General features: G+C 72.6%; 7 protein-coding genes. 6 read left to right on the top strand and 1 reads right to left on the bottom strand.

The window, feature by feature from the left end:
* Nucleotides 1–30: 30 nt before the first annotated feature.
* Entirely contained in the window at nt 31–1,638 is a 1,608-nt protein-coding gene (gene pgi, locus HW578_RS19080; protein WP_198372300.1) for a glucose-6-phosphate isomerase, read from the bottom strand.
* 81 nt (nt 1,639–1,719) lie between these two features.
* On the opposite strand from pgi, the gene HW578_RS19075 reads away from it, so the two are divergent.
* The 6 genes from HW578_RS19075 (at nt 1,720) to HW578_RS19050 (ending at nt 8,065) form a co-directional block, all read left to right on the top strand.
* Nucleotides 1,720–2,367, top strand: coding sequence for a histidine phosphatase family protein (locus HW578_RS19075; protein WP_198372299.1), 648 nt, complete (start codon nt 1,720–1,722; stop codon nt 2,365–2,367).
* 193 nt (nt 2,368–2,560) lie between these two features.
* On the top strand, nt 2,561–3,268 hold the full coding sequence (locus HW578_RS19070; protein ID WP_198372298.1) for a hypothetical protein: 708 nt from the start codon (nt 2,561–2,563) through the stop codon (nt 3,266–3,268).
* Nucleotides 3,269–3,605: 337 nt separating this feature from the next.
* Nucleotides 3,606–6,410 (top strand): isoleucine--tRNA ligase, encoded by a 2,805-nt coding sequence (gene ileS / locus HW578_RS19065; protein ID WP_198372297.1) that lies wholly within the window; start codon nt 3,606–3,608, stop codon nt 6,408–6,410.
* Between the two features lie 106 nt (nt 6,411–6,516).
* On the top strand, nt 6,517–7,005 hold the full coding sequence (locus HW578_RS19060) for a signal peptidase II (RefSeq protein ID WP_198372296.1): 489 nt from the start codon (nt 6,517–6,519) through the stop codon (nt 7,003–7,005).
* Entirely contained in the window at nt 7,002–7,499 is a 498-nt protein-coding gene (gene lspA, locus HW578_RS19055) for a signal peptidase II (protein ID WP_198372295.1), read from the top strand. Before HW578_RS19060 ends, lspA begins: the two co-directional genes overlap by 4 nt.
* Nucleotides 7,496–8,065: a DUF3035 domain-containing protein gene (locus HW578_RS19050; protein WP_198372294.1), complete on the top strand. Its 570-nt coding sequence runs from the start codon at nt 7,496–7,498 to the stop codon at nt 8,063–8,065. Before lspA ends, HW578_RS19050 begins: the two co-directional genes overlap by 4 nt.
* Nucleotides 8,066–8,412: the final 347 nt, after the last annotated feature.

Raw genomic sequence — 8,412 nt, 5'->3', positions numbered from 1 at the left:
GCCCCGATGCGCCGCGGCGGCGCGCGCGGGTCAGCCGCCGCGCGCCGCCTGCAGCCGATCGATCTCCGCCACCAGCCGCGCGGTCGCGGCGTGCAGCGCGGCGGGCCGGCCTTCCAGTGCCGCCAGCGTGCTGGCCGCCACAACCTTGCCCAGCTCCACCCCCCACTGATCGAAGGGGTTGATGCCCCAGATCGCGCCGAGGCACGCCACCTTGTGCTCGTACAGCGCGACAAGCTGCCCGAGCGTCGCGGCGTCAAGCCCCGGCAGCAGGATCACGTTGCTCGGCCGGTCGCCGGTGAAGACCCGGTGCGGCGCGATGGTGGCGATGCGCGCAGGCTCGGCGCCGGCGGCCTGCATCTCGGCGCGCACCTCATCGAGTGATCGGCCGACCAGCAGCGCCTCGGCCTGCGCCAAGCCATTGGCCAGCAGCTTGCGGTGGCTGTCGGCGAAGGGATGGTCGGGATTCGCCACCAGGATGAAGTCCACCGGCACCGGCGTGGGGCCCTGGTGGATCAGCTGCATGAAGGAATGCTGCGCATTGGTACCCGGCTCGCCGAACACCACCGGCCCGGTCGCGCGGGCCACGGCCGCGCCATCGAGGCCGACGGCCTTGCCGAGGCTCTCCATCTCCAGCTGCTGCAGATGCGCCGGGAAGCGCGAGAGCCGTTCGTCATAGGGCAGCACGGCACGCGCCGGGTAGCCCAGGACATCGACGTGCCAGACCTCGGCCAGCGCCAAGAGCAGGGGCAGGTTGGCGGGCAGCGGAGCGGCGGCGAAGTGGTCATCCATGCCACGGGCACCGGCGAGCAGGCTCTCGAAGGCCGGCCAGCCGAGGGCCAGCGCCAGCGACAGGCCGATCGCGCTCCAGAGGCTGAAGCGCCCGCCCACCGTGTCGGCGAAGCCGAAGACGCGCTCCGCCGGGATGCCGAATTCCGCCGCCGCCGGCAGGTTGGTGGACAGCGCGGCGAGGTGCGCGGTGCCGCCCTCGCCAAGTGCCGCGACCAGCCAGGCGCGCACCAGCGCGGCGTTCGCCATGGTCTCCTGCGTGGTGAAGGTCTTGGACGCCACCAGCACCAGCGTGCGCGAGGGGTCGAGCCTGGCGCGCAGTTCCTGCCAGGCATGGGCATCGACATTCGCGAGGTAGTGCGCGCGCATCGGCGCGCGGGGCGTCCAGAGTGCGCGCGCCACCATCGCGGGCCCGAGGTCCGACCCGCCGATGCCGATGTTCAGCACGTCGGTGAAGCGCTCCCCCGTCGCGCCGCGCATCGCCCCGCCATGGACGCCGGCGACGAAGGCCGCCATGCGCGCCAGCGCCGCCTGCACGGAAGGCTCGGCGCCGCCGCGCTGGGCGGCGTGCATCGCGGCCCGGCGCTCGGTCGGGTTGACCACCGCACCGGCCAGCATGCGGTCGCGGAAGCCCGGGACATCCGTCGCCCGCGCCAGGTCCAGCAGCGCGTCGAGCACCTCGTCCGAGATCGACGTGCGCGACAGGTCGAGCAGCATGTCGCCGGCGCGATGGGTGAAGCGCGCCGCGCGGTCGGGGTCGGCGGCGAACAGCGGACGGATGGCGCGCGCACTCGGCCGACGGCCGAGTGCGAGAAGCGTGGACCAGGCAGCGTCGATGGCGGGGCTCGGCATGGTGGTTCCCGGCGGCGAGGACGGCAGGTGCGACACTGCCACAGCCTTGGCAGCACGCGCAGGTTGCACCACAACAGCGCCATGTGGCGCCGTCGTGGCATCCTCGCCCTCGTGACCCTGCCGGCCGCGGCGCAGGCCGAGCGGCTGCGCCCCGTGGCCGCCGACGGCGCCGAGGGTGCCGCGCTGGTGCCGGCGCTGCGCGGCGGCGGACACGTGCTGTTCTTCCGCCACGCCGACACGCGCGGCGAGAATTGCGACATCACCTACCGCGTGGGCGACCGGGCGGGGCAGCGCAACATCTCGCCCGCCGGGCGCGCGCAATCGGCGCGGATCGGGGCGCGCCTGGCCGAACTGCGCATCCCGGTGGAGACGCCGGTGCTGGCCGGGCCGGTCTACCGCGCGCGCGACACCGCGGAGGCCGCCTTCGGCGCCGCGCGGGTTGTGGTGACGGAGAGTCTTCTGGCGGATGATTTCTCCGGCGCGCGTCTCGATTGGGTGCTGGCGGAGCACCGGCGGCTATTCTCGGCGCCGGTCGCGCCGGGGACGAACCGCGTGCTGGTGGGGCACCGCACGCCGGCCATCATGGTGGCGGGCGATGCCGTCGGCGGGCGGGCCTTTCCGGAGGGCGGGGCGCTGGTGATCGCGCCGCGGGGGGCGGACGGGTTCGCGGTGCTCGGGATCATCGAGTTCGCGCCGCTGCCGGGCGGGGGGTTCCATCATTGCGGATGATGAACTCGCGGCGCGGCGATCCGGCCGTGTTCGACCCGGCATGGCGCAGTTCCACGCCCGGAAAGGGCATGCGCGGCGCGCCGTTGACGTCGGTCGTGACCTCCGTGTCCGGGGCCGCGGTATCGAATTCGATATCCTTCCCGCTCGCCTGGGCGGTACAATTCCGGTCACATTCGCCAAGGTGTGAAGCCGCATGCGGTGCCTCCCGGCGATACGGCGGCTGCAAGCCGCGCTGAGCTTCTTTGCATGGGTCGCGATCGGCCCGCCGTCCGCGCTCGGCCAAGGCACCGGCAGCTTCGGCGACCTTTCGCTGATGTGGGTGAGGCCGACCGGAACGACGCCGATCCCCTGTGCCCGCCTGCTTGTGCTCGATGCGCCGCGGGACTGGATGCCTGGCGACGCCGCGGCGGTGCTGCTGCGCGGCCAGGATGCGGCGCCGGCGCGCCCGGTCGTCGCCGCGCTGCTCGCACAGCAGGTGGCGGTGTTGGAGTTTCCCTCCCGCGGCGCCGAGGGCTGCACGGTCGCGCGCGCCGGCCGGGTGGAGGAGGCGTTCGGTGCGCTCCGCGCGCTGAGCCTCGAGGCCGGCGCAGGCATCGTCATCGTGATCGGCCTCGGCGAGGACGCCGGGGCGGCGCTGCGCACCACGGAGGAGGCGGTGGCCGCGCAGGCCCTCGGTGCCGACGGGCCGCGCGCCGCGGCGGCCGCGGCGGAGGATGGCGTGGGCGGCTGGGATTTCCGGGCCGGCAGGATGCCACCGGCTGCCGAACACTGGCAGGACCGCGTGCCGCATCTCTGTGCCGCGCTGGCCGGACGCGCGGCGCGCGCGGACGAAGCGGCTTGCCTGGCGGCACTGCTCGGCACGACGGGCGGGCCGATGGCCTCGCTGCCCGGGCGTCGTTGAGGGATCGCCCTCGAACCCGACCCATGCCGCATTCCGAACCCGGCCACTGGCCTGCTTGCCGGCTAGGCCCACCGATCGCCGCAGGTCCCGGATCGGGCGGCTGCCGGCTTTCCCGAGCGCTGCCTGGCCCGCGCGCCAGGCGGGGCGGGGCGGGGCAGGGCCGCGGCGCTTGACGCCCCGCGCCGGCGCTCCCCATAAACCCGCATGGCCTGGGACATCCACGCGCGAATTAGGTTCCCGGTCCTCCGCTGAGGGCCGGGTCAGACCGCGCGCATTCCCCACGACCCGCCGCCAGGCCCCGGAACCCCCCGCGGCCGGCGGACCGAGACAGGCACCGATGAACGACAGCCCGACCGAGGGCCGCGACTACCGCGGCACCGTCTTCCTGCCGAAAACCTCCTTCCCGATGAAGGGGGACCTGCCGAAGCGCGAGCCCGCCATGCTGGAACGCTGGGCGCGGCTTGGCCTGTGGCAGCGCCTGCGGGAACAGTCCAAGGGGCGCGAGAGCTTCGTGCTGCATGACGGCCCGCCCTATGCGAACGGCAACCTCCATATCGGGCACGCGCTCAACAAGATCCTGAAGGACGTGATCAACCGCGCGTCGCAGATGGCGGGACACGACGCGAACTACGTGCCCGGCTGGGACTGCCACGGCCTGCCGATCGAATGGAAGGTCGAGGAGGAATACCGGGCGAAGGGCAAGGACAAGGATGCGGTGCCGGTGCTGGATTTCCGCGCCGAGTGCCGCGCCTATGCGCAGCACTGGCTGGGCGTGCAGTCCGAGGAGTTCCAGCGCCTGGGTGTGGCCGGCGACTGGGCCGACCGCTACGCGACGATGGATTTCGACTCCGAGGCGATGATCGCCGGGGAGATCGGCAAGTTCCTGCTGAACGGGTCGCTCTATCGCGGCCTGCGGCCGGTGATGTGGAGCCCGGTCGAGAAGACCGCGCTGGCCGAGGCCGAGATCGAATACCACGACCATGTCAGCCCGACGCTGCACGCGAAGTTCCGCCTGCTGAAGGCGGCGGCGGAGGACCTGGTCGGTGCCGATGTGGTGATCTGGACCACCACGCCCTGGACGATCCCGGGCAACCGCGCCGTCGCCTATGGCCCCGAGATCGACTACGCGCTCCTGCATGTGGAGGGTGTGGCCGAGGGGTCGCTGCTGAAGGTGGGCGACCGGCTGCTGGTCGCGCTGCCGCTGCTGCCCGGCTTCGAGAAGGAGGCGGGCGTCGGCGCGCATTCCATCAAGCGCGTGCTGAAGGGCGCCGAACTCGAAGGCGCCATCGCCGCCCATCCGCTGCGCGGCGCGGGCTACGACTTCGACGTGCCGCTGCTGCCGGGCGATTTCGTCACCACCGAGGCCGGCACCGGCTTCGTGCACATCGCGCCCGGCCATGGTGAGGACGACTTCAATCTCGGCCGGCAATTCGGCCTGCCGATCCCCGAGACCGTCAACGACGACGGCACCTTCACGCATCACGCGCCGGGCTTCACCGGCCTGCATGTGTTCAAGGCGCATACGGCGGTCTACGAGGCGATGCGCGCCGCCGGCACGCTGGCGGCGACGGGGAAGCTCACGCATTCCTACCCGCATTCCTGGCGGTCCAAGAAGCCGGTGATCTTCCGCGCCACGCCGCAATGGTTCATCGCGATGGATGACGGCAACGCCATCCGCGCCAAGGCGCGCGACGCCATCGCGAAGACGCATTTCGTGCCGGAGGCCGGGCGCAACCGGCTCGATTCCATGATCGCCGCCAGGCCGGACTGGTGCATCAGCCGCCAGCGCGCCTGGGGCGTGCCGATCCCGGTCTTCGTGTCCAAGCAGTCGGGCGAACCGCTGCGCGACCCCGCCATCATCGAGCGCGTGGTCGAGGCCTTCCGCACCGAGGGCGCCGATGCCTGGTACAAGCCCGGCGCCGCCGCGCGCTTCCTCGGCCCCGACCGCGACCCGGCGCTGTACGAGCAGGTCATGGACATCGTGGACGTGTGGTTCGAGAGCGGGAGCACGCATGCCTTCGTGCTGCCGCCGCGCGGGCTGCCCTTCCCGGCCGACCTTTACCTGGAAGGGTCGGACCAGCATCGCGGCTGGTTCCATTCCTCGCTGCTCGAATCCGTCGGCACCAATGGCGTGGCACCCTTCAAGGCGGTGCTGACGCATGGCTTCGTGCTCGACGAGCAGGGCCGCAAGATGTCGAAATCACTGGGGAACGTGACCGCGCCCCAGGACGTGATGAAGCAGTACGGCGCGGACATCCTGCGCCTGTGGGTGATGAATTCCGACACCGCGCTCGACCTGCGCATCGGGCCCGAGATCCTGAAGCAGCAGGCGGAACTCTATCGGCGCATCCGCAACACGCTGCGCTGGCTGCTCGGCAGCCTGGACGGGTTCACCGATACCGAGACACTGCCCTATGCCGAGCTGCCGGAGCTCGAGCGCTGGGTGCTGCATCGCCTGACCGAGATCGACGCGCGGGTGCGCCAGGCGGTGGCGACGCATGACTGGTCGGGCGTGTACCCCGAGATCCACGCCTTCTGTGCCACGGACCTCTCGGCCTTCTACTTCGACATCCGCAAGGATGCGCTCTACTGCGACCGCGCCGACAGCCCGCGCCGGCGTGCCGCGCGCACCGTCCTGGACGTGCTGCATCGCTGCCTGTGCAAGTGGCTGGCGCCGGTGCTGGTCTTCACCGCCGAGGAAGCCTGGCTGGCGCGCTTCCCGGAGGAGGACGGCAGCGTGCACCTGCTCGACTTCGTCTTCGTGCCGGAGGGCTGGAAGGACGAGGCGCTGGCGGCGAAGTGGGCGCGGGTGCGGGAACTGCGCGGGGTGGTGACGGCGGAGCTCGAGAAGGCGCGTGCCGCCGGCACGATCGGGTCGAGCCTGCAGGCCGCCCCGACGCTGTTCGCGCCGCGCGAGGACCAGGCGCTGCTGACGCCCGAACTCTGGGCCGAGGTGTGCATCGTGTCCGGCTTCACGCTGCGCGACACGGACGCCGAGGCGCAGGGTCCGAAGGCCGTCTTCCACGCCGCCCCCGGCGCCAAATGCGCCCGCTGCTGGCGTGTGCTGCCCGAGGTCGGCGCCTCCGCGAAGCACCCCACCCTGTGCCTGCGCTGCGAGGACGCCGTGGAGTCCCTCACATGACGGCGGGGTCCGGGGTGACACTGTCGCCCCGGCGGGGGTGCGGCGGCAGCGCCCCCGTTTGGCGCAAGCACCGCGCATCCCCGCCCCGCCGCCTCGCCCGGCGCGCATGAGCCTCCCCGCCGGCCTTTCGGTCGCCACCGCCACCCTCGCCCTTGACCAGGCGCTCAAGGCCTGGGCGCGGCTCGGCGGCATGGCCGAGAATGGCTATGCGCCGCTCACGGATTTCGGCGGCCTCGGGCTCGGCGCCACGCTGGTCTACAATCCGGGCATCGTCTTCGGCATGGTCCTGCCGGATGCCGACCGCCGCCTGCTGGTCATCGTGCTGGCCGCGACCATCGCCTCGGTCGTGCTGGTGCGCATGATCCGGTCCCGCCGCATCGTGCTGAACCTCGCGCGCGGGGCCGTGGTGGGCGGCGCGCTGTCGAACCTGGTGGACCGGGTGCGTGTGGGCGCCGTGGTGGACTATCTGGTCGTGCATACCGGGGCGCAGGTGCGCCTCGTGTTCAACCTGGCCGATGTCGCCATCATCGGCGGGGCGCTGCTGCTGTTCGGTGCCGCGGCCGCCTATGCCCTCGCCTCCGGAAGGACTGCATGAGCCTGCGCCTCGGCCTGCCCATCGCCACCGGCATCCTGGTCGCCGACCAGGCCAGCAAGTGGTGGATCCTCGAGGTCGCGCGCCTGCCCGAGGTCGGCCAGATCCCGCTGCTGGAGGCCGGCCCCTTCGGCCTGGACCTGACCATGGTGTGGAACCGCGGCGTGACCTTCGGGCTGCTCTCGGGCGAGGGCGCCTGGAACCACATCATCCTCGCGCTGCTGGCCGCCGCGATCGCCGGCTTCCTGCTGCGCTGGATGGCGCGGGCCGAGAATCGCCTCACCGCCGTCGCGCTCGGCGCCGTGGTGGGCGGGGCGATCGGCAACGTGATCGACCGCGTCCGTTTCGGCGCCGTGGTGGATTTCGTGGACGCCCACGCCTGGGGCTGGCACTGGTATGTCTTCAACGTGGCGGATGCCGCCATCGTCTGCGGCGTGGTCGCGCTGGTCGCGGATGCCTTGTTCCGGCCGAAAGCCGGGCCTAAGGAGGGGCCATGAGGATGCGCCACACCCCTGTCCTGGTCGCCGCCGCGGCGATCGCGCTTGCCGGCTGCGGGTCGAACACCGCACGCACGCTGGGCCTGGTGCGCGACGCCCCCGATGAATTCCAGGTCACCACCCGCGCGCCGCTCTCCATGCCGCCGGACATGACCACCCTGCCCTCGCCGCGCCCGGGCGCGCCGCGGCCGCAGGAACGCAGCGCGCGCAACCAGGCCGAGGCGCTGCTGGTGCCGGGCCTGTCGCTGGACGACCCCCGGCGCGCGCCTAACCAGCGCAGCACGGTGGGCGAGACGGCGCTGCTGCAGCGCGCCGGCCCCGATGCGCCCGACGACATCCGCCGCCGGGTGGACGAGGAGAGCCTGCGCCTCGACCAGCCCAACCGCGCGCTGACCGACCGCCTGATCTTCTGGCGCGACCCGCCGCCACCCGGCACGCCCGTGGATCCGCAGCGCGAGGCGCAGCGGCTGCGCGAGAACGCGGCGCTCGGGCGCGAGGGCAATATCGGCGAGACGCCGGTGGTGCAGCCGCGCCGGCGCAGCTTCTTCGAGTGGCTGGGGTTCTGAGCGGGTCCTTCTTTGCCCTAGGACGGCGGGCGCCGGCCATCGGGCCGGCTTGACTTCGCGCCCCGCACTGTTCCACCGAGCGCGGCTGACGGGCTGGGCGCGGTCGCGCCGTGCGCTCCCGGATCGCGCGCGGCGCGATCCGATGATTTGTTTGACCCTCAAGCGGCGGGCGCGGCCCATCAGGGCTGAGCGTCCCCGCCCTGCCCCACCCCCGCCCGCCACAATACCCTTCCGTAAGGATGCTTCCCCCCGCCGCAGTGCGGCCCCATCTCCATGCCCATGCCCCGAATGACCCGCCGCACCGCCCTCGCCGCCGCCGCGCTCGCCGCCGCCCCGGCCTCCGCCCG

The organism is Roseomonas rosulenta (assembly GCF_016106005.1).
GTDB classification, from domain to species: domain Bacteria; phylum Pseudomonadota; class Alphaproteobacteria; order Acetobacterales; family Acetobacteraceae; genus Neoroseomonas; species Neoroseomonas rosulenta.
Note: the sequence above shows the minus strand (reverse complement) of the source record. Positions and strands in the feature narration are given on the sequence as shown.